2 protein-coding genes are annotated in these 1,865 nt (G+C 55.4%); both read right to left on the bottom strand.

All coding sequences use genetic code 11. The features are described 5' to 3' along the window. Positions 1-176: 176 nt before the first annotated feature. Positions 177-1,013 (bottom strand): aminoglycoside O-phosphotransferase APH(6)-Id, encoded by an 837-nt coding sequence (locus AKJ31_RS22220; RefSeq protein WP_000480968.1) that lies wholly within the window; start codon positions 1,011-1,013, stop codon positions 177-179. After that, positions 1,013-1,816 carry an aminoglycoside O-phosphotransferase APH(3'')-Ib gene (aph(3'')-Ib, locus tag AKJ31_RS22215; RefSeq protein ID WP_001082319.1) on the bottom strand — a complete coding sequence of 268 codons (804 nt, stop codon included), beginning with the start codon at positions 1,814-1,816 and terminating at the stop codon, positions 1,013-1,015. Before aph(3'')-Ib ends, AKJ31_RS22220 begins: the two co-directional genes overlap by 1 nt. Between the last annotated feature and the right edge of the window lie 49 nt (positions 1,817-1,865).

Here is a 1,865-nt window from a genome sequence, read left to right as displayed (position 1 = left end):
TGAAGTACTGCCTGAACAACCCATGCGTCAGTGGGTGTTGAGCTTCCCGTTTCAGCTGCGTTTCCTGTTTGGGGTCGTTTGCGGGAAGGGGCGGAATCCTACGCTAAGGCTTTGGCCAGCGATATTCTCCGGTGAGATTGATGTGTTCCCAGGGGATAGGAGAAGTCGCTTGATATCTAGTATGACGTCTGTCGCACCTGCTTGATCGCGGCCGCGATAGCTAGATCGCGTTGCTCCTCTTCTCCATCCGCGTTCCAAGCTGCGGAAAGGCACCCATAAGCGTACGCCTGGTCGAGCAGGCGACGCGGATCGACGTCCAGCGCACGAGAGAATGCGTCCGCCATCTGTGCAATGCGTCTAGGATCGAGACAAAGGTCGTCTCTGTCAGCCGGATCGTAGAACATATTGGCGGCGCCAAAGCCCACTTCACCGACCAGACCGACGGGATCTATCACCAGCCAGCCGCGACTGGAGAACATGATGTTTTCATGATGCAGATCGCCATGTAGCCCACGCAGTTCCGAGGCATTGCTCATCATTTGATCGGCTATAATCGCCGCGTGGACGTAGTCAGTTTGACAACCTGCGTTTTGATCATCGCGCGCCCGCTGAAACAAAGCTGCAAAGCGATCCCGGATCGGGAGAAGGGCAGAAGGCAGGGGTTCCTCAGATGCGGCATACAGCTTCGCCATTAGTTCCGCTGCAATTTCGGTCGCCTGGTAGTCGCCGTGCTCGGCAACGATGTGAGAGAGCATTCGCTCCCCGGCATATTCGAGCAACATCAGATTGTTCTCACGACCGAGCAACCGGACTGCTCCCCTCCCATTGCGCCATACCAGATAGTCGGCCCCGCGCAGTTCATCAGCAATGTCTTCTATAGGTTTCAATCCCTTGACGATTGCAGGAGTCCCGTCTGGCAATGAAACTTTCCAAACGAGGCTGGAAAAGGTGTCCGCAATGAGAACAGGTTGCGAAACGTGCCAATGAGCAGGAAAAACAGGCGGCATGAACATCAACCCCAAGTCAGAGGGTCCAATCGCAGATAGAAGGCAAGGCGTTCGCGGTCGGGGGCTTCGATCCCCAATACATTGAATAGGACAGCGAAGGCGCGCTCTGCTTCATCTGGCGCTGCCCAGTTCTCTTCGGCGTTAGCAATCATGAGTGCCAAATCGGCATAGCGATCTGCTGTTCCGAGCCGCCCAAGGTCGATCAGACCCGTGCATTGAAGAGTTTTAGGGTCCACCATGAAGTTCGGCATGCAGGGATCACCATGGCAAACAACCATATCGGTGCGCTCTTGGTCGAGCCGCACCGGTAGCTCTCGTTCGACACGAGCCAAAAGATCGAGCTGCGGCGTACTCTTGTCCTCGTCCGGTAAGAAGTCGGGATTGACGGCATTGCGGGACACCACATCAACGGCGCGTCCGAACATTCGCGACAGCCTGCGCTCAAACGGACATTGATCAACCGATAGGCTGTGAACAGCGCCAAGTTGCTGCCCCATTGACGGCCACGCTTTGAGCAAATCCGCTCCAGACAGATCAGCCGCCGGTACTCCCGGAATTGCCGTTATCACCAAGCATGCACCCTCCTGTTCCTCCTGCCAGTTGATGACCTCGGGGCAAGCCACACCTCGACCTTTGAGCCAAATGAGGCGGTCACGCTCTCCAGCGAGCTCACCGCGGCGGGAAGCAGGTGCGATTTTCGCGAAGGCATGCCCGTCACCACGTCGAAAAACAAAATCACCAGATTCTCCGCCTCTGACAGGCAACCAGTCAGAATGCGATTCACCAAAAAAAATATTAGTTCGATTCAATGGAGGTTCCTTCAGTTTTCTGATGAAGCGCGAATATAGAGAAATATCC

The sequence above is a fragment of the Vibrio hepatarius genome (assembly GCF_001274785.1).
In the GTDB taxonomy this organism is placed as follows: Bacteria; Pseudomonadota; Gammaproteobacteria; order Enterobacterales; family Vibrionaceae; genus Vibrio; species Vibrio hepatarius.
The sequence above is the reverse complement of the archived record's forward strand: the minus strand, read 5'-3'. Positions and strand labels throughout refer to the sequence as shown.